This is a genomic window from Arcicella sp. GW822-FHT02H01 (genome assembly GCF_058802005.1).
The window spans coordinates 3,428,419-3,453,356 of sequence record NZ_JBXANT010000001.1 but is presented as its reverse complement, the minus strand read 5'-3'; the positions used below and the strand labels follow the sequence as shown (position 1 = coordinate 3,453,356).

Annotated in this window: 15 protein-coding genes; 9 read left to right on the top strand and 6 right to left on the bottom strand. The window is 36.9% G+C overall.

Features of this window, described 5'->3' with window-relative positions; translation table 11 throughout:
• Position 1: 1 nt before the first annotated feature.
• Positions 2-1,480: a 1-hydroxycarotenoid 3,4-desaturase CrtD gene (crtD, locus tag AC1RNE_RS14500; protein WP_492801743.1), complete on the bottom strand. Its 1,479-nt coding sequence runs from the start codon at positions 1,478-1,480 to the stop codon at positions 2-4.
• A 230-nt stretch (positions 1,481-1,710) separates the two neighbouring features.
• On the opposite strand from crtD, the gene aspS reads away from it, so the two are divergent.
• The 3 genes from aspS (at position 1,711) to AC1RNE_RS14485 (ending at position 7,351) form a co-directional block, all read left to right on the top strand.
• Entirely contained in the window at positions 1,711-3,474 is a 1,764-nt protein-coding gene (aspS, locus tag AC1RNE_RS14495; protein WP_323246571.1) for an aspartate--tRNA ligase, read from the top strand.
• A gap of 324 nt (positions 3,475-3,798) precedes the next feature.
• Positions 3,799-4,926: a DUF4249 domain-containing protein gene (locus tag AC1RNE_RS14490; RefSeq protein WP_492801741.1), complete on the top strand. Its 1,128-nt coding sequence runs from the start codon at positions 3,799-3,801 to the stop codon at positions 4,924-4,926.
• Entirely contained in the window at positions 4,886-7,351 is a 2,466-nt protein-coding gene (locus AC1RNE_RS14485) for a TonB-dependent receptor (protein WP_492801740.1), read from the top strand. The genes AC1RNE_RS14490 and AC1RNE_RS14485 overlap by 41 nt, the downstream gene beginning before the upstream one ends.
• 145 nt (positions 7,352-7,496) lie before the next feature.
• Here the strand turns inward: AC1RNE_RS14485 and AC1RNE_RS14480 are convergent, their stop codons facing one another.
• Together AC1RNE_RS14480 and AC1RNE_RS14475 are read right to left on the bottom strand one after the other, a co-directional pair.
• Complete coding sequence (locus tag AC1RNE_RS14480; protein WP_492803647.1) at positions 7,497-8,762, bottom strand: nucleotide sugar dehydrogenase; 1,266 nt, start codon at positions 8,760-8,762, stop codon at positions 7,497-7,499.
• A gap of 429 nt (positions 8,763-9,191) precedes the next feature.
• The gene (locus tag AC1RNE_RS14475; RefSeq protein ID WP_492801739.1) at positions 9,192-10,427 is read right to left on the bottom strand and encodes a nucleoside recognition domain-containing protein; all 1,236 of its coding nucleotides are present in this window, start codon (positions 10,425-10,427) and stop codon (positions 9,192-9,194) included.
• A 155-nt stretch (positions 10,428-10,582) separates the two neighbouring features.
• Here AC1RNE_RS14475 and AC1RNE_RS14470 point away from each other — a divergent pair, with 155 nt between their 5' ends.
• The 4 genes from AC1RNE_RS14470 (at position 10,583) to AC1RNE_RS14455 (ending at position 15,924) form a co-directional block, all read left to right on the top strand.
• Positions 10,583-11,329: a M15 family metallopeptidase gene (locus AC1RNE_RS14470; protein WP_492801737.1), complete on the top strand. Its 747-nt coding sequence runs from the start codon at positions 10,583-10,585 to the stop codon at positions 11,327-11,329.
• Positions 11,330-11,619: 290 nt separating this feature from the next.
• Positions 11,620-13,077, top strand: a complete 1,458-nt coding sequence (locus AC1RNE_RS14465; protein ID WP_492801735.1) for a TolC family protein — start codon at positions 11,620-11,622, stop codon at positions 13,075-13,077.
• 53 nt (positions 13,078-13,130) lie between these two features.
• Positions 13,131-14,507 carry an efflux RND transporter periplasmic adaptor subunit gene (locus AC1RNE_RS14460; RefSeq protein WP_492801734.1) on the top strand — a complete coding sequence of 459 codons (1,377 nt, stop codon included), beginning with the start codon at positions 13,131-13,133 and terminating at the stop codon, positions 14,505-14,507.
• Positions 14,508-14,634: 127 nt separating this feature from the next.
• Positions 14,635-15,924 carry an aminotransferase class V-fold PLP-dependent enzyme gene (locus AC1RNE_RS14455; protein WP_492801732.1) on the top strand — a complete coding sequence of 430 codons (1,290 nt, stop codon included), beginning with the start codon at positions 14,635-14,637 and terminating at the stop codon, positions 15,922-15,924.
• 70 nt (positions 15,925-15,994) lie between these two features.
• On the opposite strand, the gene AC1RNE_RS14450 is transcribed toward AC1RNE_RS14455, so the two are convergent.
• Positions 15,995-17,134, bottom strand: coding sequence for a 2-isopropylmalate synthase (locus AC1RNE_RS14450; RefSeq protein WP_492801730.1), 1,140 nt, complete (start codon positions 17,132-17,134; stop codon positions 15,995-15,997).
• A gap of 374 nt (positions 17,135-17,508) precedes the next feature.
• Between AC1RNE_RS14450 and bioB the strand changes: the two genes are divergently transcribed.
• Positions 17,509-18,540: a biotin synthase BioB gene (gene bioB / locus AC1RNE_RS14445; protein WP_492801729.1), complete on the top strand. Its 1,032-nt coding sequence runs from the start codon at positions 17,509-17,511 to the stop codon at positions 18,538-18,540.
• Positions 18,541-18,570: 30 nt separating this feature from the next.
• Positions 18,571-19,038, top strand: a complete 468-nt coding sequence (locus AC1RNE_RS14440; RefSeq protein ID WP_492801727.1) for a redoxin domain-containing protein — start codon at positions 18,571-18,573, stop codon at positions 19,036-19,038.
• Between the two features lie 59 nt (positions 19,039-19,097).
• Here AC1RNE_RS14440 and AC1RNE_RS14435 read toward each other — a convergent pair whose 3' ends face one another.
• Both AC1RNE_RS14435 and AC1RNE_RS14430 read right to left on the bottom strand, forming a co-directional pair.
• On the bottom strand, positions 19,098-21,950 hold the full coding sequence (locus tag AC1RNE_RS14435; protein WP_492801726.1) for a T9SS type A sorting domain-containing protein: 2,853 nt from the start codon (positions 21,948-21,950) through the stop codon (positions 19,098-19,100).
• A gap of 149 nt (positions 21,951-22,099) precedes the next feature.
• The gene (locus tag AC1RNE_RS14430) at positions 22,100-24,853 is read right to left on the bottom strand and encodes a T9SS type A sorting domain-containing protein (protein ID WP_492801725.1); all 2,754 of its coding nucleotides are present in this window, start codon (positions 24,851-24,853) and stop codon (positions 22,100-22,102) included.
• Positions 24,854-24,938 lie beyond the last annotated feature (85 nt).

The window sequence follows — 24,938 nt, the reverse complement described above, 5'->3', positions numbered from 1 at the left end:
TCTAAGCATCGATATATTTACAAGCAATCTTGGCCGAGGAAATCGCCAAAGGAATACCTCCGCCAGGGTGTACGCTACCTCCCACAAAATATAGATTTTTTATCTTGGACGAAAAATTTGCGTGTCTTAAAAAGGCAGCATAACGATTGTTGGATGAATTGCCATACAAAGCGCCTTGTGCCGACGACGTTTTCGATTCAATAGTTCGTGGGTCAAGAATTTCTTCGCATACTACTAAGTCGGAAATATCTACTTTTAATATCCTTGATACTTTCTTAATCACATTTTGGCGAGTATCAGCAATGATTTTATCCCAGTCTTGTCCTTCATTGGCTGGCGCATTGATGAGTACAAACCAGTTTTCACAGCCTTCGGGAGCATCATCTTTTTTTAATTTGGAGGTAATATTGATATAAACCGTAGGGTCGGATGTAATGGTTTTATCATTAAACATTGTCTGAAACTCTTTCCGATAGTCGTCACTAAAGAAAATATTATGTAGCCCCAATTCGGCAAACTGTTTTTTGATACCCCAATAAAAAATTACGCCCGAACTGCTCTTTGGTTGATTTAATAATCGCTCAGGATGCTGTTGAGTGGGCATAAGCTTGCGATAGGTATGGGTTACATCCATGTTAGAAACCACTATGTCAACATTTTGCTCGATATGTTGCCCTGATGAATTACTGAATCGAATGCCCGCCGCTTTTTTGTTGGTTAGTAGTATTTCTTCTACTTTGCTTTTATAGTTGAATGTTACACCCAAATCTTCGGACAGTTTTACCAATGAATCTGTGATAGAAACCATACCTTTTTTTGGAAAGAATGCTCCTATATTGTATTCTAAATGAGGAATAATATTGAGCGTAGCAGGGGTTTGATAAGGGTCTGAACCGTTGTAAGTGGCATAACGATTGAAGAGTTGTACAACCTTAGGGTTCTTAAACAGTTTTTCATTCGCCTGATTCATCGTTCCGAAAATACCGAGCTTGGGTAAATTCAGATAACCCTTGAAGGCTTTCATCGATGTCCATGTAGAAAGTTTATGCAATGAGTCTTGTAAAAAGAGTCCGTCCAGCACTTCATATTTAAAAGCACTATCTTTCAAGAAATCCAGAATTTTCTGTGCAGGCTCACCCGTAACCTGCTCAACTTCGTTTGCAAATCGCTCAGTTTCAGCCCAAGCGGTAAGTTTTGTAGCATCTTCCCAAAAATAATGACAAATATCTGGCAACTTTACATAATTAAAATATTCTTGAGGGTTTTTGCCTGTTAACTCAAAAAGTTCGTCTACCAAATGAGGCAAAGTAAACAAAGAAGGCCCTGCATCAAAACGATACCCTTCGCACTCAAAACTGCTTAATTTGCCTCCAGCATAAGCATTTGCTTCAAAAACAGTTACTTCAAAACCTTTATGAGCCAACCGAATGGCGGTTGCAATGCCCGCAATGCCTGCTCCAATTATTGCTACTTTCTTCATAAATCATAGCCCGATTTTTTAGAATCGTACCTAAAAATATTTAATTTATTCAATCTATTTTATCAATCATGCTATAAATACCAATCTTTAAACCAATCAAATAGTTTTCAAAACGTCTAATTTCTGTAATTTTGCAAAAAATAAAAACTTACCACAAGTTTCTGCCTATCTGGAATTGGAAAATTCCTATTGATTTTCGCAACAAAGCCTGTGGCAGGATATAATTCTTTATGCTCAGAACACACAATAATGGCGAACTCCGCCTCACAAATGTAAACCAAACGGTTACCCTCTGTGGATGGGTACAGAAAACTCGTGACAAAGGCGGTATGATCTGGATTGATCTCCGTGACCGCTACGGTATCACGCAGTTGATGCTTGAAGAAGGCAAAACGCCTAAAGAAGTGTTAGATTTGGCTCGTACCTTCGGTCGTGAATTTGTTATTGCTGCGACAGGTAATGTAGTTGAACGTCTTTCTAAAAACGATAAAATTCCGACTGGTGATGTTGAAATAAAAGTTACTTCTTTAGAAGTACTCAACCCAGCAAAATTGCCTCCATTTTTGATTGAAGACGACACAGATGGTGGTGATGATATTCGTATGAAATATCGTTATCTCGATTTACGTCGTAATCCTGTAAGAGCTAACTTACAGTTACGTCATCAAGTGGCGCGTTTCACAAGAGATTATCTCGACAAACAAGATTTTATAGAAGTAGAAACCCCTGTGTTGATAAAGTCTACTCCCGAAGGAGCAAGAGACTTTGTCGTTCCTTCAAGAATGAACCCAGGGGAGTTTTATGCTTTACCACAATCACCACAAACATTCAAGCAATTATTGATGGTTTCAGGCTTTGACCGCTACTACCAAATCGTAAAATGTTTTCGTGATGAAGATTTACGTGCTGACCGTCAGCCAGAGTTTACTCAGATTGACTGTGAAATGTCGTTTATCGAGCAAGAAGACGTATTGAATATGTTTGAAGGCTTGATTCGCCATTTATTCTTGAATGTAAAAAATATGGAATTGGGCGAAGTATCACGTATGACGTATGCACACGCCATGAAATATTACGGTTCTGACAAACCAGACATTCGTTTTGACATGAAGTTTGTGGAATTGAAAAGTGACGAAATAGATTTGACTTCTGGAAAAGATTTTCCTGTATTCGACGCTGCCGATGTCGTAGTGGGTATCAATGCCAAAGGTTGTGCAGAATATACACGTAAGCAAGTTGACGAATTGACTGACTTTGTAAAGCGTCCGCAAATTGGTGCGAAAGGTATGATTTACCTTCGTTACAATGCTGATGGAAGCTTAAAATCGTCGGTAGATAAATTCTATGCTGAAGAAGATTTGAAGAAATGGGCTGAAGCATTCGGTGCTGAAAAAGGAGATTTAATCTTGATTCTTTCGGGTACTGGTGATAAAGTACGTAAACAATTAAATGAATTACGCCTTGAAATGGGTAATCGTTTAGGTTTGCGTGACCCTAAAAAATATGCTGCTCACTGGGTGGTAGATTTCCCATTATTAGAATATGGCGAAGACGAAAACCGTTGGTTTGCGATGCACCACCCTTTCACTAGCCCTAAACCAGAGGATTTGCAGTATCTGGAAACAGGAGAATTAGGAAAAATTCGTGCAAACGCTTACGATTTAGTAATCAATGGCGTTGAAGTAGGCGGTGGTTCTATTCGTATTTTCCAAAAAGAACTACAAGCGAAAATGTTTGAAGTACTAGGGTTCTCGGATGAAGAAGCAAAACATCAATTCGGTTTCTTGATGGATGCTTTTGAATACGGAGCACCTCCACACGGTGGATTAGCATTCGGTTTCGACCGTCTTTGTTCTTTATTCGGTGGTTCAGATTCAATCCGTGATTTTATTGCCTTCCCGAAAAACAATTCAGGACGCGATATCATGATTGACTCGCCTTCAACAATCGATCAAAAACAATTAGATGAATTAAAAATTCGTACTGTGGTTTAGTTAGTTATTCATACAAAAGGGGTTATTTCAAGTAATTGAGATAACCCCTTTGTCATTATCAGCAACCTTTATTCTTAGCGAAGAGCTTAACAATTCTGCTATATATAGGCAAAAATCCCCCGATAGTCTCATTTAAAAAATATTAAGAATATGATTGTACTTTTTTGTTACAATATATAAAATTATCACTAATTTCAAAGAATGAAATTTTCATACTAGTTTCATTTTAACGATTCCTCATTCATTTAATTCTACAGCCGATTGTGATGATACTGAATCATCACATGACTTTTAAATAAACACTCCATCCAATTTAACAAATACATGAACAATACTTTTTCATCAATTAGTCGTTTGTTTTTAATCCTTCTCTTCTTAACAGGTCTTTATGCCTGTATTGATCCGTACGATGTTAGTTTCAATCAAAACAATAAAATATTGGTCGTAGAAGGATTGCTTACAAATGACACAGAAAACCCCGACACCATCAAAATTAGATATTCTGTTTATACAGACCAGTACATTCGTCCAGAATCAATTTCCTCTATCCAAGCTTCTATTTATTTAGTTAATTCAAAACAAGCTATCAAGCTTATTGAAACAGGAAGTGGGAATTTTACACCTCCTTCAAATTTGAAGATAAACCCTTCTGAAAAATATATCTTGAAGTTTACTTTACCTAATAACCAACAATACGAATCGACACCCCAGCAGGTAGTCTCTACTTCGCCGATTTTAAAGGCGTATGATACCTTTAATCCCCAAAGTAAGGTGTCAGATGATGGCAAAACTTTTCAATCGGCCAACGATGTTTTTGTAGATTTTCAGGATAATCCCTCAGAAAAAAATTATTACTTATGGCGAACTATTCACTATGAGCGAATTGAACAATGTGCCACTTGCAACTATGGTGTTTATAATACTTTTACACAAAGTTGTATGTCAGTCGCTGGCTCGCGTGATGCTTCTGTAGATTATAACTGTGAGGGCGAATGTTATGCTATTTTTAAAAGTAGCAAAGTAAACGTATTTTCTGATTTGGCATCTGATGGTCGTTTAATCACTGGTCGACTAGTGGCTCAAATACCTTTTTATTATCCTAAAGGATGTTTGGTTGAAATACAGCAAATGTGTATTTCTCCAGATGCTTACACCTTTTATAAAAACCTTGAATCGCAACTACAATCTACAGGTGGGCTAGCAGACACTCCTCCTACAGCCATCGTTGGGAATATTAATAACATTACTAATCCATCAGAAAAAATAGTAGGTTATTTCAGTGTTGCAAATATTCAAAAGACACGCCATTGGGTGGATAGAACAACTGCTACGGGTGATCGTGCTTATATTTTAGGACACCCAGTTAAGCTTCCTGATGACCCAAGAGCTCCTTTTGCTGCTTGTAAAAAAAGTGCCACTCGTACTCCAATCAAACCTCAAGGCTGGCAATAATCCCCCTCAGAAACTAATGAAGACAACGATACTTATCCTGATTACGACATTATTGCTTTCCTTTTCCCACAGCTTCGCACAAGAAGCTAACAAACAGCGATTTTTTACGATTAAAATAGCCGTGAGAGATTCAAGTGATAATAATATTTTGAAAGAAGCCACCGTAAGAGTAGATTTTCAAAAGGTGAATTTTTCATCAGATACTTCAGGCATACACACTTTGTATCTAAAAAAAGGTACTTATTCGCTTTCGATAAGTCATTTAGGGTATCGCCCTTTTAATATGAGATTATTTGTGGACAACAAAAACCTAAGCTTGAATATTAGCTTAGTAAACGTAGCCCGAGAACTAGACGAAGTGATTGTTAATAGTCAAGGGGGTAATAATAATGTAGCCCGACCATTATTAGGCGTAAACCCTTTGAGTATAAAAATGATTAAGAGAATCCCAGCGATGATGGGCGAAACGGATATTTTAAGAGGGTTACAAATGTTGCCAGGAGTTACTTCTGTTGGTGAAGCTGCCAACGGCGTAAATATCAGAGGAGGTACAACTGACCAAAACCTTATTCTCTTAGATGACACGCCCATTTTTAATCCAACACACCTTTTTGGGTTATTTTCAATTTTTCCTCCTGACGCCGTAGCAGGATTAGACCTCTACAAAGGAGGTATTCCCGCCAGATTTAGTGGTAGAGCATCATCTGTTATTGATATTTACATGATAAATCCTTCTTTAGAGAAATTTAAAATGACAGGAGGAATTAGTTTGGTATCTAATCGATTGACCATAGAACAACCTTTGATAAAAGACAAATTAGGCATCATGGTTTCGGGAAGAGCCTCTTTCAATGATTTCCTGTTCAAGTTGGGGCCACCTAGATTAGAAAATATTAAAGCTAATTTTTATGATGTAGCCATCAAACTTTATTATAAAATAGACACGAAAAACACGTTGTCATTTTCAAGCTATTTAAGCAAGGATTTCTTCCAAACAGACTTATTAGGGACTATCGGAAACGTGAATGCTACCTCCACGCAGTATAATTATACTACAGCCAATGCTTCGCTTAAATGGTTTCATGCTTTCAATAATAACCTGAACTTGCAAACAGTCGCAGTTTATACCAATTATCAACCTACAACTTTGTTACCAGAATTAAACAGTAACAATAAAGTATCAATAGAATCCGGCATTAAATATCATCAACTAAAATCTAGCTTAAACTATACGACAGCACTACATAAAATAGAAGTAGGCATAAGCGGAATTTTATATAATATCAATCCGGGAGTATTAAATCCGGGGACATCTACAAGCGTGAATTATAAATCGGCTCCTCAAGAGAAAAGCATAGAATCGGGCATTTATATCGAAGATGAATATGCCCTGAGCAAACGCCTTAATTTATCCTTCGGACTTAGATACTCTCAGTACTGGGCAATGGGTCCTACGACGGTCAGAGATTATGACCCATCATTGCCTAAATCTGATTTTAGTGTGATAGACTCTACCGTTTATCAATCGGGACAATCCTCAGCATCGTATGGCGGCTTTGAACCACGCCTAGCCTTAAAATATACGCTTAATGAAACAAGCTCACTTAAGTTTGGCTATAGTTTAATGAGGCAGTACCTACAAGTAGTATCTAATACAACAACACCACTGCCTACATCACGTTGGGCAACAAGCAATAAATACATTAAGCCTCAGGTAAGTGAGTTAGTCTCAGTAGGATATTTTAAAAACTCAAGAGATAACGTTTATGAGTTCTCTTTAGAAGCTTATCATCGTACTACCCAAAATATCATAGATTTTAAACCTGGAGCTGATTTTTTATTCCAACCTTATATTGAAACGCAAACATTACAAGGAAAAGGGAGGGCTTATGGCTTAGAATTTATGGTCAGTAAGAAAAAAGGAGCTACTACCGGTTGGATAAATTATACCTATTCTAGGGCTTTAAATCAAATAAAAGTAGGGGAACGCTTCGAGGAGCAAATCAATAGCGGTAACTGGTATGCGACAAACTTTGACAGACCGCATAGTTTTAATGCTACCATCAGTATTGCTCAAAGTAAGCATCATGAATTTGGCTTTACTTTTGTTTATAACACTGGTCGACCTTTTACTGTACCTAATGGTTTTGTAGAATATAATGGTGCAAAATATCCTTTTTACCAAGATAGAAATAACGATAGAATCAAGGATTATCATCGCCTTGATTTCTCTTGGACGATTAATAATCCAAGCTTAAAGAAAAAGCGTTGGGAAGGTTCGTGGACTTTTGCTGTGTATAACATTTATGGACGAGCGAATGCGTATTCAGTATACATGAGGTCTGAAAAGGGTTTAAAAGCCTACCAATTGACAATCTTTGGCTCTCCTATCCCTTCATTGACATACAACTTTAAATTTATGTAATCAAGGAGGATATTCGACCGTTTTATTATCCCTAAAATACAACAAAAAAAGACGAACAAAGCTGCTCGTCTTTTTTTCTATCTAGTCCCACCATCAGTGGCGTAGTAAAGATATAACATTTATTGTTATTAACAAATGATAATTTTTACAATCTAGCATCTACTAAATTTTTATTCCATAAAGACTTAATATCGTACACTACTGCGTCTTGATTTTTAAGTTTTTCTAAATCCAATTGTTGAAATTCGTCATGCGAAACGGCTAGTAAAATACCATCATATTTTTCGGTAATTGTATCAATAAGCGTGATGTCATATTCTTCATGAACTTCTTTTTTATCTGCCCAAGGGTCATACACATCTATTTTCACACCAAATTCTTTTAATTCCTGATACACATCAATCACTCTTGAATTACGAATATCTGGACAATTTTCTTTGAAAGTAATACCCAAAATCAGCACTTTACTTCCTTCAATTTTATGTCCTTTTTTGATTAGTAACTTAATCAATTTTCCTCCCACAAAAATCCCCATATTATCGTTTACACGTCTTCCCGATAAAATAACTTGTGGATAATAGCCCAAGCTTTCTGATTTATGCAATAGATAGTAAGGGTCTACACCGATACAATGCCCGCCTACTAAGCCTGGCTTAAATTTCAAGAAATTCCATTTTGTACCTGCTGCTTCCAATACTTCTGAGGTATCAATGCCCATTTTGTCAAATATCAACGATAATTCATTGACAAACGAAATATTTACATCTCGTTGAGCATTCTCGATAGCCTTACTAGCCTCGGCAACTTTAATACAAGATGCCCTATAAGTACCTGCTTCGATAATTGAACCATACAGCTTATCAACAAATTCAGCAATTGCTTCAGTTGAGCCAGAAGTAACTTTCTTGATTTTTGTCAAGGTATTAATCTTATCGCCTGGATTGATGCGTTCAGGGGAATAACCACAGAAGAAATCTTGGTTGAATATCAATCCACTTTCTTTTTCTAAGACAGGAACACAGTCTTCTTCTGTACAGCCCGGATATACGGTTGATTCATAAATTACAATGTCATCTTTCTTTAAATACTTCCCTACCGTTTTACTGGCTGAAAGCAAAGGAATCAAATCTGGCTTTTTGTATTTATCAATCGGCGTAGGTACTGTTACGATAAATATATTACAGCTACTCAACATCTCTGGCGTAGCCGAAAAAGTAAGTTTCTCAGAAGCTTTTAATTGTGCCGATGCTACTTCATGCGTACGGTCGTGACCAGCATTTAGTTCATCTACACGTGTTTGATTAATATCGAAACCTAAAACTTGGTACTTTTTCCCAAATTCTACAGCCAAAGGTAAGCCTACATAACCAAGGCCAATAATTGCGATTTTCGTTGCTTGTATATCCAAAATGAACTTCAATTTTAAAACTTTACTATTGTCAATTACTACCTCTTCAAAGACTCGTATTACTTTACTAAGTAGTGATTTTTTGAATTAAAACATAAAGGTAAGCTTATACTACATTTTTTTCAATGTTAGGCGACTGAATCATTATTAAAATGATTTTCTTGGTGCTAGATTTAAGCTATTACGGTAAAATATTTTACCCGCTGATTTTACAGATTTAAAACCGCTGATTTTCGCAGATTGTTAATCTATTCCGAAAGCTGAAACCCGAAAGCCGATAGCTCAAAGCTCACCTCTCAAGGCTTTTAATCAATGTTTTTACCCGCTGATTTTACAGATTTAAAACCGCTGATTTTCGCAGATTGTTAATCTATTCCGAAAGCTGAAACCCGAAAGCCGATAGCTCAAAACTTACCTCTCAAAGCTAAACGCTTAATGAAAGAAAATATAACTTACCCAAATAGCCGTAATGATACTTACTAAATCGGCTGTTAAGCCCGCCCAAAGAGTATAACGAGTATTGCGGATATTGACAGAACCAAAGTATAAAGCCAATACATAAAAAATGGTATCTGAAGAACCTTGGAAAACACAAGACAAACGACCTGCGAAAGAATCAGCGCCGAAGGTTTTCATCGTATCAATCATCATTGCCCTTGACCCACCACCACTCAAAGGATGCATCAAAGCTGTAGGCAACGCATCGGTAAAGTCTGTGTTCATTCCTGTTAAAGCAAAGGCATATTTCATGCCATCCACTACCCACGTTAATGCTCCAGAATTGCGTAAGGCACCAATCGCTACAAGCATTGCTACTAAATAAGGAATAATTTTGACAGATGTTTCAAATCCGCCTTTCGCTCCTTCAATAAAGGCACTAAAGACATCTACCTTTTTTATCAGTGCGCCTACAAGAAATGAGATGATGAATGTAAAGAGAATAACATTGGAAGAAATCTTTGAAACCACTTCAATTTGCTCTTTCGGAATACTTGAAAAATACCAAAGCACTAACCCGATAAATAACGAAATGCCCCCTAACCAAGTAAGGATTACCCTATCTAACAAATTGATTTTTTGACGAATGGCTACAAAGAGTAAGCCCGTAACTGTAGCAACGTAAGTAGCTATCAGACAAGGAATAAAAATATCGGACGGGTCTGCTGCACCATAAATCGAACGTTGCGCCATAATACTAAGTGGAATCAGTACTGGCCCAGCACTATGCAAAACCATAAACATGATTTGTGCGTTAGATGCCACATCTTTACTCGGATTCAATTCTTGTAGACTTTGCATGGCTTTTAGCCCAAATGGTGTAGCGGCATTATCTAGCCCTAGCATATTGGCAGAGAAGTTCATAATCATCTGTCCGTTGGCTGGATGGTTCTTAGGAATTTCAGGAAACAATCGGCTAAAAAAAGGGCCTACTAAACGAGCTAAAAAATTGATAGCACCTGCACGTTCGCCAATGTTTAATAAACCCATAAAAAACGTCATGACACCCGCCAAAGGCAAAGCTATTTTCATTACCGCCACTTCGGAAGAATCAAACATTCCATCAATAATTATTTTAAATATTTCGGTATCTCCCGTAAAAATGAGTTTGATTAATGCAACAATAAAAGCGACAATAAAAAAGGCAATCCATAGGTAATTTAAGGCCATGTTATCATTAGGGTTTGATGAGTTCAATTTGAAAATTTTAATCGGGCGGCGAACCGCTTGAAAAGCAAGTATTAAAAGCGAAAATTGCTTTATTTTCACTATTCAAAGCATTTCACCCTTAAATTTATGTTTTATTCTTTAATGACATCAACAATATGAGAAAACAAATTTTCTGTCTATTACTTTTCGTGATGCCTTCTCTGCTAGTATTAGCTAGTGGAAAAGGAACAAAAGTTGAGAAAAACGATCATAATCCTCCAAAGACATTTAAGAAGAAACCACAGACGGACTGTGAGTATGAACAAAAAATGGCTCAACAAGGGTTAGTCAATATTCAAGAAATAGACCCTTCTATTTTAGTAGAGTTGAAATATTCTACTACAGATAATTTTGTGGGAAAAGATGTCTATGGTTGTATCACCAATTGTTTTATGCAGAAGCGCCCAGCTAAAATGCTGAAACAAGCTAATACTATCCTTCAACAAAAATACCCAAATTATCGGCTGTTGGTATATGATGGCGGTCGCCCGCATAGCATCCAAAAAATATTATGGAATACACTTACGCAATATACGCCAAAAGAAAGAGCCAAATATGTAGCGAACCCTACCGAGGGGTCAATTCATAATTACGGCAGTGCAGTTGATTTGACCATTGCCACAGCAGATGGTAAAGCATTAGACATGGGTACTAAATATGATTACTTTGGTGCTTTAGCCTATCCAACCAAAGAAGATTATTTTCTTGAACAAAAGAAACTTACGAAACAGCAAGTGGCTAATAGAGTACTACTTCGCACCGTCATGAAATCGGCAGGTTTTACAGCAATTGATTACGAGTGGTGGCATTTTAATGCTGTTTCTAGAAGAGAAGCAAAACAGATTTATCAGATTATTGAATAGTTTTTTAGTAAAAAGCTCTTAATCGTTCGATTTTAACAAAAAAGTGTCCGAAAACGGACACTTTTTTGTTAAATAGTATTCATAAATATCTGTAAGACAACCGCTTATAGTGGATGGCATATTACTTGTGGTTTTTCCGTGAAAAATCTTTTGGTGATACACTTCCATGATCTCGAATTTTAAGGAATATTATCTATTTCCCTTTTATCCTAGCATCATAGCCGTTTATCCTAAAAATTTTTAAAGCCCCAAAAATCATTCGTAACATTGAACCATAAATTATAAGAATTATGAAATTCTCATTACTAATCCTAACAGGCATTACTTTATTGACTTTTCAAGCAAAAGCTCAAAACGCAATCCAAGCAAGCTCAAATGATAACAATAAAGTATCATTGCAAGATGCTGTAAACATTGCCTTGAAAAACAACATTTCAATAAAACAAAGTGAAAACCAAGTATTATTGAACGGCTTACAATTGAAACAATCAAGAGACAACCGTTTGCCCAATGCTAATGGTTCTATTAACGAATCTTTCAACTTTGGTCGAAGCCTTGACCCATTCACCAACACGTATGTTGAAAAGAACATCAATTACAACAGTTTGAGTGTTAATGCTAACGTTACGCTTTTCAATGGCTTTCTATTAAGAAATACGATACTTCAGAATGATTTATTGTTGAAAGCTACTGAATTAGATTTACAAGCAATGAAAGAAAGCATTTCTTTGCAAGTAGTTTTAGCCTATCTTAATATTTTGAATGCGCAAGACCTTCTAGTGATTTCGCAGAGCCAGACACAAATTACAGCTTTACAAATTCAACGTACTGAAAAATTAGTGAATGCGGGTTCTTTACCACAGTCTAACCTACTAGATTTAAAAGCACAATTAGCAACAGAAGAAACAACTGTTATTAATAACCAAAGTACGTTAGATTTAGCTAAGCTTTCATTGATACAGCTATTGAATGATAAAAACATTACTGATGTAACTGTTGAAAGAATTGCATTGCCTGTTCCTACTACTTCTGAGGGATATGATGCTACTGCTGCTAAAATATATGAAATAGCCGAGAGAAACCAACCAACCATCAAAGCCGCCGATTTGAGAATTGAAGGTGCAATCAAAGGAATTGATATTGCTAGAGCAGGCTTTTTACCAACCATATCAGCAGGAGCTAGCTTAGGTGCTAACCAGTCTAATGCTCAGAAAATTTACCGCCAAGATGGAGTAACTACTTCTAATTTAGGAAATGTAAATGTAAATGGAGTAGACTACCCATTGATTGTTTCTCAAACAAAATTTGTAGAAGACGGAACTGTAGCTTATTTTCAACAGCTAAAAAATACCGCCAATTATGGCTTTGGTTTTAATGCTACTATTCCTATTTTTAGCCGTTTCTTAAACAAAAACAGAGTAGCGCAAGCTAAAATACAAAAAAGCAATGCTGACTATAACGCTCAGTTAGTTCGCCAAACACTACGTCAAAATATCGAACAAGCTTACACAAACATGAATAACGCTGCTAAACGCTTTGATGCTTTAACAGTACAGGTAACTGCCTTACAGGAATCTTTCAGAGCAGCAGAAAGCAGATTCGGCGCTGGAGCAATTGATTTTGTAAACTACAGTCTACAAAAAACAAATCTTGATAAAGCTCGTGGCAACCAAGTACAAGCAAAATATGACTTTATTTTTAGAACAAAAATCTTAGATTATTATCAAAATAAACCACTTACCTTTTAACTTGTGATTTGTGTATAGAACGATTACACATCATCACACAATTACCCAACATTATGGCAAAGAAATCTTCAAATAAAATCTGGTGGATATTAGGTGGCATCATCGTGATATTAGTTATTGCATTGATGGTTGCAAAACAACAAGGCCTCATTGGAAAAGAACCATCTACAGAAGTTGAATTCACTAAAGCTAAAAAAGCTGATATTATCGAAAGAGTATCCGCTTCTGGAAAAATTCAACCTGAGATTGAAGTTAAGCTTTCGCCAGATGTTTCAGGGGAAATTGTAGGACTATACGTAAGCGAAGGTGACTCTGTAGTGGCTGGTCAATTACTTTTGAAAATTCGTCCTGATAATTATGAATCATTATTGGCTCGGGCAGAGGCACAAGTAAATTCATCTAAGGCATCAGTAGAGCAATCAAAAGCAATGCAATCTCAAGCAGAGTCACGTTTGTTGAAAGCTAAAATTGATTACGACCGTAATAAGAAATTACATGATGATAAGGTAATTTCTGATGCTGATTTTGACCAATTCAATTCACAGTATTTAGTAGCTAAACAAGATGTGGAGTCGACCAAGGCAAGTGTATTGGCGTCATCATTCAATGTGAAAAGTTCAGAAGCGGCTTTGAAAGAAGCAAGAGCTAACTTGACTAAAACAACTATTTATGCTCCACAGAGTGGAACCATTTCAAAGTTGAATGTTGAATTAGGCGAACGCGTAGTAGGTACATCTCAAATGGCTGGTACTGAACTACTTAGAATTGCCAATTTAAATAAAATGGAAGTGCGTGTAAACGTGAACGAAAACGATATCACACGTGTTTCAATGAATGATACCGTAATTGTTGATGTAGATTCATACAGTGCTTCTGGCAGAAAATTCAAAGGTGTTGTTTATGAAATAGCTAGTTCTGCCAACGGGCTAGGTACTTCAGCAACTACCGTTTCAACAGATGCAGTAACTGAATTTGAAGTAAAAATTAGAGTATTGCGTAAATCATATCAAGATTTAATTGTAGGCAAACACTCTTATCCATTAAAACCGGGAATGACAGCCTCTGTTGAAATTATTACTGACCGCAAAAATGGCGTTTTATCAGTACCATTAGCTTCAGTTACTACTCGTGACCCAAGTATGAAAGATGGCGAAGAGAAAAAAGAGGGTGATGCACCAGCAGAACCTAAGGAAGATGAAAAAGTAATCAAGAAAGAGAAAGTTAAGGAAGTAGTTTTTGTACTAGGAAAAGACAGCAAAGCAAAAATGAAAGAAGTAAAAACTGGTATCTCTGACTTTGAAAATATTGAAATCCTTTCAGGTTTAACAGATGGTGAAACCATTATTTCTGGTCCTTATTTAACCGTTTCTAAAAAATTAAAAGACGGTGAATTAGTGAACAAAAAAGAAGTTAAAAAAGACAAAAAATAGTCAATAGATTAGTTTGGTTTAGGGTTTATGAAAAAGCCAGTCAGGAATGTTTTGACTGGCTTTTTTGTGTGCTTTCATGCCATATCGTGTTGAATTGTTTTGTATATTTATGTAAAACAAACTAAATATGGCATCAAGACGATATTTTCTAAACCAAGTTACTGCGCTTGCCGGTACTTCCTTACTTCCAACATTTAAAGGTTTATCTTCCAACGACTTACAGTCGATTAGTAGTTTTTCACCAGACAAATCAGCCATGTTAATGGCTTCTGATGAAGACTTTTGGTATCAAATTCAACAAGCTTATACGGTTTCTCCTCAAATCATTAATTTGAATAATGGCGGTGTTAGTCCTGCCCCAACGGTTGTACAAAATGCTGTAGAACGCTACAACAAATTATCCAATGAGGCTCCAAGCTATTTTATGTGGAGGATTCTAGACCAAGGCCGTGAACCACTCCGTGAAAACCTAGCGAAATTTGCAGGCGTTTCTTCGGAAGAAATCGCCATTAATCGCAATGCTACCGAAGCCCTTGACACTGTTATCCTAGGCTTGCCTCTCACTCGTGGTGATGAAATAGTAATGAGTAGATATGACTATCCTAATATGCTACATGCGTGGCGACAAAGAGAACTCCGTGAAGGACTAAAAATCAATTATGTAAACATTGATTTACCTTTGGAAGACAACGATTTGATTGTTCAAAAGTATGTTGAACAAATGACGCCCCGTACTAAAGTAGTACATATTACGCATATTGTTAATTGGAATGGACAAATTTTGCCTGCTAAACGCATTGCAGATGAAGCCCACAAACGTGGTATTGAAGTATTGATAGATGGGGCACATTCATTCGCCCATTTGGAATACAAAATCCCTGATTTGGGAGGAGACTATTATGGAACTAGTTTGCATAAATGGCTATCTGCCCCAATTGGCTCTGGAATGCTTTGGATTAAAAAAGAGAAAATAAGTAAAGTGTTTCCATTGATTCCTAATGACAAACCCAATGGAGATAATATCAGAAAGTTTGAAAACTTGGGAACTCGCCCCTTTCCTATTGAGCAAGCCATTGGTCAGGCTTTAAACTTCCAATTAGCCATTGGGAATGCCCGAAAAGAGGCTCGTCTTCGCTTCTTGAAAAACTATTGGGCTAAAGAGGCTTCAACCATGCCTAAAATCAAATTGAATACTCCTCTGAAAGCTGAATACTCGGGAGCCCTATCACATTTTAGTGTTGAAGGGATGGATGCAGGCAAAATAGAAGGAGAATTGTTCGCTAAATATAAAATCCATACATCGCCTGTAAAATGGGAAAAATTGGATGGCGTAAGAGTAACACCACATGTTTATACAAGTCTGCAAGATTTAGATAGGCTTTTGGATGGCTTAAAGTATTTGTCGACTAAAGTTTAGTGGATTTATATAAAATGCAAAAGGCTTCCTTGAATAAACAGGGAAGCCTTTTGTGTTTGTCTGATATATTTTATCCAACCAATTCTTTCAAATCTTCATCGTTTAATTGTTTACGAGCATCAGCCATTAACAAGAAACGTGTATAAAGTTTATCTAAATCTGGTTTTTCAAATTCAAATCCTAGTAACTGCAAACGGTGACGAAGAGCAGCACGACCAGAACGAGAAGTCAATACGATAGCAGAAGAAGGTACACCCACATCTTCAGGACTCATGATTTCGTAGTTCTGAGTGTGTTTCAAGAAACCATCTTGGTGTATACCCGAAGAGTGTGCAAAAGCATTCGCTCCTACAATCGCTTTATTCGCTTGTACGGGCATTCCCATCATGTTTGAAACAAACTGAGAGAACGGATAAAGTTGTTTAGCATTGATACCCGTATGGTAGCCTAAATCTTTGTGTGTATTCAAAATCATGGCAACTTCTTCTAAAGAAGTATTACCAGCGCGTTCTCCTATTCCATTGATAGTTACCTCTACTTGTCTTGCACCTGCCTGAATACCTGCAATGGTATTAGCAGTAGCCAATCCTAAATCGTTATGATTATGCATTGAAATAACCGCTTTGTGGATGTTCGGTACATTTTCAAACAAATAGTTGATACGTTGGAACATTTGCTGAGGTAACAAATAACCTGTAGTATCAGGCAAGTTGACCACTGTAGCACCTGCATCAATTACAGCCTCTGTCAATTGTGCTAAGAATACTAAATCTGCACGACCAGCATCTTCTGCAAAAAACTCAACGTCTTCTACATACGACTTTGCGTATTTTACAGCCCAAACACCTCTTTCTAGAATTTCTTCACGTGTTGAATTAAACTTATATTTGATATGTGTATCTGATGAACCGATACCCGTATGGATTCTTGGATATTTAGCATGCTTCAATGCTGCGGCAGCCGCATCAATATCTTCTTTCTTGGCACGAGTCAGCCCACAAACAGTGGCATTTTTAACTAATTTTGCAATCTCTTCTACCGAACGGAAATCTCCAGGTGAAGAAATCGGGAAACCAGCTTCGATAATATCTACCCCTAGGAGTTCTAGTTGTTCTGCAACTTGTAACTTTTCTTCGGTATTTAATTGACAACCCGGTACTTGTTCGCCATCGCGAAGGGTTGTATCGAATATTAAAATTTTCTGACTCATGGTTATTGCTTTTTGAAGGATTCTTAATCAAAAATAACACGTGATTATAGAAAAAACAAATTTCACAAATTCTTCATTTTAGAATTAAATTCTAAAAAAATCTAAAAAATAAGCCTTTATAGCATTAAATTCTACACATGGCACATTAAAAAGAATTAAAACCTAATCATTCAAGATTTAGTATATTAATTATTTCTTGATAAAATTTATTAAAAAAATAATTATGGATATAGTAGTAAACTAAAATCCGTAAAAAATCCTATTTTTAGATAAATTTCAAAACACAAAAAGGCTTGTCAATTTGTCAAACCCAAAATCCATGTTTAATTTTGATTAATTAACATAAAGCGAATAAAAATCGCCAAGATGATACCATGATAAAAAATAATTGGACTAGAGAGGAAATCGAAGAAATTTATAATCTCCCTTTCATGGAATTAGTGTACCGTGCAGCTACTGTACATCGCCAATTCAATGACCCTCAGGAGGTACAAATCAGCACATTACTTTCAATCAAAACAGGCGGTTGCCCTGAAGATTGTTCTTATTGCTCGCAAGCAGCTCGTTATCATACCGATGTGAAAGTTCAAAAGTTAATGGAACTTGATGAAGTATTGGCGGCAGCAGAAAGAGCTAAAAATGCTGGTAGCTCACGTTTTTGTATGGGTGCTGCTTGGCGTGAAGTACGTGATAACAAAGATTTTGACAAAGTATTGGGTATGGTAGAAGGCGTAAACGCTATGGGTTTAGAGGTTTGCTGTACTTTAGGGATGTTGACAGAGTCTCAGGCTGAAAAACTGAAAAATGCGGGTTTATATGCATACAACCACAATGTTGATACTAGTGAAGAACACTACGAAGATGTAATTTCTACCCGTACTTTCTCTGATCGCTTGAATACTATTGATAATGTGCGTAAGGCAAAAATTTCGGTTTGCTCAGGCGGTATTATCGGTTTAGGTGAATCTGACGGCGACCGTATCGGAATGTTGAAAACATTGGCAAATATGCCTCAGCACCCTGATTCTGTACCTATCAACAACCTTGTGCCTATCAAAGGAACACCACTAGGTGACCAAGAGCCTGCTTCTATCTGGGATATGGTAAGAACTATAGCTACAGCTAGAATTTTGATGCCAAAATCAATGGTAAGGCTTTCGGCTGGACGTATGGATATGACTTACGAAGGACAAACACTTTGTTTCATGGCTGGTGCTAATTCTATTTTCTCAGGCGATGTGTTATTGACTACGCCAAACCCTGCGGTTAAAAATGACCAAGAATTATTTCAGATTCTAAGCATCAAACCACGTGAAGCTTTTAAAGATACTAAAAAATCAGGTGTTGAATTTCAAGTGATACCTTCGGCTGCAAAAGCATTAGGCATTGAAGAAGTAACTGTATAAATTTTATTCATACATTTTATAAAATACAAAATGGCTTTACAAATTGGTGATATAGCTCCAAATTTTACTTTATTTAATACGGTAAAAAAAGAAATTAGTCTGTCAGACTATAAAGGCAAAAACGTTGTAATTCTTTTTTTCCCTTTAGCTTTTACAAGTGTTTGTACAGCCGAACTTTGTGAAATGAGAGATAATATTGCTACCTATTCAGCACTAAATGCTGAGATTATAGGAATTTCAGTTGACTCTCTTTTTACTTTAGATAAATTCAAGGCAGAACAAAGCCTTCCGTTTGATTTACTATCTGATTTTAACAAAGAGGTTTCTACTGCTTATGAAAGCATTTATGAGAACTTTGTTTTAGGCATGAAAGGTGTTTCAAAACGTTCAGCTTTCGTAGTGGATAGCAATGGCATTATTCAGTATGCAGAAGTACTAGAAAGTGCTGGTAGTGTTCCTAACTTTGAGGCAGTGAAGGAAACATTAGCAAAAATATAAATACTAAAAAGGCTCGTCTTTTTAAAAATGACGAGCCCTTTTGATTAAGATACAATCTATTATCTATTAATAATTATCCTTTTTGTAATTAAAAGCGAGTCAGCATTTAACCTTAACATATACTCTCCTTCGGGCAAGTCAGTTAAATTCATCGTTCTGCTTGCATCTAATGAAGAAATTATTCCCCTCTGTAGCAATCCTCCTAACAAATTATAGACTTCATACGTAGTATTGTTCCAAGGGTCTCTGGCTTCAATTTTAAATACGCCATTACTTGGATTTGGATAAATTGACACGCCATTGTCATTAAAGAATTTAAAGGCATACTGGTTTGAAACAGGAGAAAAGCAAACCTTGTCTCCATAAAACAATGTCTTATAGACGTTTTTAGCAATAACACTTAGATTGGCTTCTTCAGTAAATCTTATTGAGCTTCCCGATAGACTATTGTTTGCTACGCCATTTACCTGCCAAACGTATTGGTCGGCCCTAACAGCATTTACTCCCACAGTATAAGGGCTTAAACGAACGATAGAGTCTACTCGCGGAGGATTCGCTTTTACTGATACAAATACAGTTGGCGAAATCGGCGATTTACAATCATTCCCATCAGTCTGCAAAGCACGAAACCCTCCTGACTGAGTAACAGTAAGATTTTGAATACCAAAATTTGTAACTGTCCCATTCTGACTAGCAAGCCAAGTTGGTCTGTTGCCAGCGATTAAGCTCATTTGTAAAGTAGTATTATCTCCGTCACAAAACACAGTATCTTTTGTTGATAAAATAGTAGGCGTAGCAGGTAATGGATTCACGGTTATTTTTTGAGCTGCTGATGTCATTGAAAAACAATTGTTGCCATCAATCGTTCTGACTGTATAATCACCCGAAGTATTTATTCTTAGGTTTTGGGTACTAGTTCCTGTATTCCATAAATACCTATTGGCCGATACATTGGATGAAGTAAGCGTTACATCAGTATCTGCACAAAAAGTTGTTGGGCCACTCGCCACGATAGTTGGAGTAGGTGGCAAAGGGTTTACTACAATCTGGATGTCGTCTGAAACAGGAGAAGAACAGCCTTGAGGACTAATCGTTGTTACTCTATAACTACCCGAAGTGTTTATTCTCAAGTTCTGGCTATTGGTTCCTGTACTCCATAAATAACTACCTGCCTGTGTATTGGATGAAGTTAAGGTTACATCAGTATCTGCACAAAAAGTTGTTGGGCCACTGGCAGCAATCGTTGGTTTTGGTGGTAAAGGCTTATTAGTTGTCGTAACAGTAGATGAAAAATCTGATTGGCAACCATACTGGTTAACGGTTCTTACGGCAAAACTTCCTGAGGTAGAAACATTAATAGACTTCGCAATACTTCCGTTGCTCCATTCATAGATAGCAGCATCGTTAGCGTTTAATGTTACACTGTTTCCATCGCAAAAACTAACATCGCTACTAGCCGTAATAGATGCCGACGGCACTGAGCTACCTAAAAAAGAGATATAAGGTACTTGAATAATATTACCTACATTATCACGAAAACGAGCATAATACTTTTTATCAGTTCCTACCGAAAGCCTAGTGAGTTTCTGACTTGAAAATACACCACTTGAAAAATTACTGCCATTATTTGACCATTGATAGCTTGAATAACCGTCTGGTAAGTTTACATCTACCTGATTGTTTCCACAATAGAAATCCAAATTACCAATTGTCATTGGCAGTTGTGGTCTTGAGTTTCCAAAAAAGTTATCGTTCAATGCATTGTTCCATGCATTTGCTAGTTGCTCTAAACCTACTCCATTAAAATGCACACCATCTTGACGACCGACAACCTGAATTTGGTCGGTATTAGGGCCAAAAAATACATTGTTATTGGCTTGGTTAATCACGGCTAGCTGTCCATTAATGATATTCTGGTCAGGAATAATGGCTGTATTACAGATACCATTACATGGCGTAGCCGAACCTCCAGAAGTCAAAGACACCACCCAGCTAATATCTTTGCCAGAATCTGACCTAGACTTATTGATGATTGTTTGAAGATTTGAACGATATACTTCGCTATTGGTAGCCAGTTTTTGATTAATGAAAAAATTATCCGACTCCCCCTGGCACCATAAAACAGAACGAACACCTAATTGTGCCACAAAATAATGAAAGGCATCTGAAAGGTCTTGATAAGGAAGTTTGTTTTGATAAGTACCACCAATGTATGGATTAGGTGCATTGTTTCCATTGGCAGTAGTTGCCCAAGTGCTACTTGAGGTACCCTCAAAAGCAGCATTAAAAAACATCACTGGTACATTTAATTTATTTACGAGTAAATCGCCCAGTCTTCCCCAGCACCAACCATTCATTCCTCTTGGGGCAATTCTACTATTGGCTTCTAATTTTGAAAACGGAGATAACGAAATATAAAAATCTCCTCCTGAATCTGTGTTTGTGGCAGACCCAAAACAGTTAACTCGGTCATTTGTTGCCCCAATTCCCGCAATCTGGGGCATACCTTGGGCATTAGATTGCCCAGCTATTACAAAAACTTCCCCAACTCCTACTCTTTCTAGTCGTGTAGTACCTTCAATGAGTGTTCCATACAAACTGCCTCTTAGTTCCAAGCTATACCAGCCTTGTTTAACTCTCATGACGCTGCTAAAATTACCGTTGAGTGGCAGTACTTTTATGACTGTCCAATCTACAAATTCACCTTGTCCAGCTTCAACAGGGATTAATCTAGCTTCTATTTTATCAATTTGTTTTTCGTATGTACCTGAAATGGTAATTTGTGAAAAGCCTTCTTGGTTTCTCTGATACACAGCTCGGTTTTGAGGCGAAGTAATCTTTATCTGGCAAAAAAGTAAAGTTGGAATACAAAGATTTAATACCAACAAAAGAATTCTTTTGGGAAATAACATCAGAATTATTGTTTAAACTTTATCTCAACAAGATAAAATAAGTAAGGAGGTAATTTTTTTAGCGTAAGCCCATTGGCCAACTTTCTAGGTAGTAAAAATATACAAAATTCACGCAAAGTGAACCTTATGATGTATTTATCCAAAAATACTTATCTTTCGATAAGTATTTTCTTCGAAATTTTAAAATTATTATTCGTTGCTCTTAAGATATATGTCCCATCTAATAGGGTACTCAAATCAAGCACTTTTTGTGCATCTAGCATATCTATTTTACTTTGATAAAGTAGTCTTCCATCCACTGTATAAATAGCGATAATCGTATTTTCTAAATTATACCTACTCTCTAAAGTAAATCTACCATTTTTTGAAGGATTCGGATATACCGATAGCCCTTTATCATCATAAGATACCAAACCATAAGTGGCTATTTCTGAAATACATACCAATGGATTCACATAGCCTTGAATCTGGTAAATATTTCTAGCCTGAACAGTATAATTACCTGCATCTATTGCCCTGATGATAGTGTCTTTGGGAGACGTAGCCAATGTTTTTCCTTCATATTTCCAGATAAACTCAGTAGGCAGTTTAGCTGTTTTCACACCCAAAGTATAAGTCCCTTTTTGTACGATACTTACTGACGTTGGGTTATCTTTTAATGTCGTTTGAACAACATTCGATGATTTTGATAAACAGCCTTTTTCGTCTCTTACAAAACCTTTTACTAATTCCGTGCCAGAGACTTTAATCAATGAAGGGTTGTTATTAGTAAGAACTCCGTTTCTTTCCCAAGTAAAAGTGTACTTTTTGGCATCTGGCGACGTAAGGTTGATGTTTACGCTTGAGCCTTCGCAAAATACAACATCGCTTAATGCATTGATGGTTGGAGGCTTAGGTAACGGGTTTACAAACGTTGTAATGTTGTCTTTTGAAGTAGGCGATAAACAATTGTTAGCTCCACGCGTTTGAACAAAGAATGTTCCTGCTTTTTTAACGACAATATTTTGAGTTGTTTCTCCTGTATTCCATAAATAACTTACGGCTCCTTCATTCGATGATACCAATGTGACACTCTGTTCATCACAAAATTCAGTAGAACTTGTGAATGAAATGGTAGGTGCAACAGGACGAGGTTTTACCGTCAATTTTATTTCATTTGAAATAGGTGATTGACAGGCATTTTTATCAACTACTCTTAATTTATAACTTCCTTCATTGCTTACAGAAATATTATTGGTAGCAGCGATATTAGAAGTGGGAGCCATCCATTGATAAATAGGATTTTCTGCTTCTGTGGTACTTTGTATGGTTACGCTAGTACCTATACAAAAATTAACATCGTCGATAGCCTTGATAACTGGAGCTTTAGGAGGCAAATTTGTTTTTACCGTAAAGCTAGGCACTTGAACAATATTACCATTGGCCCGTGTTACTTTAACTACATACGAACCCGCAGGAACATCTACTGTTCTGGTAGTATATTCTTGAAAAGTTGTTTCATTTACCCATCGATATTGTTGATAACCTGCTGGCAAACTCAACCTTACTAAATCTGTAGAAACACATTCAAGTGAAACACTAGGAATGGTATCTGCTGAAATAGGCTCTACTGTTTCAAAAAAGTTTTTATTATCTACTGTCAGCGCCCTAATCCATGCGTCGGCAACATCCGTTAGTCCTTTGCCAGTAAAGTGTACACAACGGTCTCTTTCACCAATAAAATCTACTTGAATGTTATCTGTAAATGGCCCTGGGAAAATAGGTCTAAGCGCATCAGTTGTGATGGCTTGATTCTGTGCATTTACAATGATTGGCGAGGGTTTTGGGGGTGATAAAATAGAATCACAACCACGCTGGCTTGAATATGAATTACGTGCAACTACCCACGCTAGTTTATTAGTACCTAAATCTTGGCGACTCTTTTTAATTAAACGCTGAAGATTATCCAAATAATTCTCAATCGTTACTGGAGCAGGCTTGCCTTGAGCAATGGCTTCAAGGTTCACAAGGTTTTGGGTCTCTCCTTCCATCCAAAGTACAGCCCTTACTCCTAGGTTTATACCATAATAGCGTAATACAGAATTTAGGTTTTCATAAGGATAACCTACAGGAAAATACCGAAGTGGCATACCAACATCTTGAAAATCACCTAAAGCAGGCACAGTAGGGTTTTCAGCACTCTCTCTCCAAGTTCTTACTGACGAGCCCCCCCAGCCAGTATTAAAAAACATAATAGGCACATTCAGCTTAGCAGCAAGAGCATCTCCTACTTTTCCCCAATAATAAGGGCCTAGACCTAAAGGACCAATCGTTACATTTTTGCTGAGTTGAGAGAATTCAATAAGTGAGTAATTGTTGGTAGTGTATGTTACATAACTTGTATTCTTTGGGTCAAATTCTTTTTTGTAGCCGTTTTCGCTATAATCTTTTAAAAAGTTGGCACAGTTCACTCTATCATCTCCAGCAGCAGTTTCTGCATCAGACCGAAGTCCACTACCTCCCGCATTAGACTGCCCTGCGATTACAAATACTTCACCTACTCCTACTTTCTCAATACTTGCAACATCACCCACTACTTTTCCTCTTAATAAGCCCCTTACTTCCATTTTGTACCAGCCACCTTTTACCGTAACCGAGCCTTTGAATAATCCCCCAAGTGGATTAGCCTTTAAGACTGTCCAGTCTATCGCAATTCCTTGTCCACTTTTCACAGGACTCATCCTTACTTGAAGTGTATCAATTGGTTGTGAGTAAGTTCCAGTGACAGTAACAATAGCTTCGTTACTCAAATTACGTTGAAATATTTGTCTGAGTACAGGCGAAGTGAGTTTGATTGTTGTTTGACTAAACAATAAGTTATGGGTGCTGATGAGCAACAAAATCAGTAACAATCTCTTAAGCATATTCACTGAATTTAAGTAAAGTACAAGTGTTTGTGAAGTATAAGACGCCATTAGCCTAAAAAGCGTTGCTTTATTGGCTAATAAT